The organism is Bradyrhizobium sp. IC3195, from assembly GCF_020193585.1.
In the GTDB taxonomy this organism is placed as follows: domain Bacteria; phylum Pseudomonadota; class Alphaproteobacteria; order Rhizobiales; family Xanthobacteraceae; genus Bradyrhizobium; species Bradyrhizobium yuanmingense.
Map to the genome: position 1 here is coordinate 1 of NZ_JADYVG010000083.1, position 621 is coordinate 621.

Below are 621 nucleotides of genomic sequence, written 5' to 3' on the forward strand. Positions count from 1 at the left end.
CGAATGCATAGTGCAGAACCAAATTTGCGAGCAGCGGTGAAACCACCGAACCCTGAGGGGTTCCGCGTGTTCTCTCCACAGGGATTCCGTCTTCTTTCTCCACGGGAGCTTGCAGCCACCGCTTTACGTAGAGACGAATCCAACTCAGTTCCGTGTGCTGGGCGACGGCCTTTTCGATTAGGTGCCAAGGAATCGAGTCGAAGAACGACTTGATATCAAGGTCGATAACCCAGTCGAATTTCCAGCAACGCTTTCGCGCTGTCCCCACTGCGTCAAGCGCCGAACGGCCGGGCCGATAGCCGTAGGAGTCCGGATGGAATATTCGTTCCATCGTCGGCTCCATAACCATTTTTGCAACCGTCTGAGCCACGCGGTCAGCTATAGAGGGTATTCCTAACGGACGCTTCCCTCCATTAGCCTTGGGAATTTCCACGAGACGGACGGGAGGCGGAAAGTATGTCCCCGACGACATTCGATTCCAGATCTTGTAGAGGTTCTCTTCAAGTCCTTTTCGAATTCCTCGATGGAGACCCCGTCCACACCCGCTGACCCGCGGTTCGCTTTCACCTGTTTCCAAGCTTCCCAAACGAGATGTTTGGGGATCTGATACGACTTTGCCTC

The 621-nt window shown here is 54.4% G+C and carries 1 pseudogene; it reads right to left on the minus strand.

Annotated features, from left to right (window positions below):
- Nucleotides 1-621: pseudogene (locus tag I6F09_RS37195) on the minus strand (reverse transcriptase domain-containing protein); the annotation flags it as partial.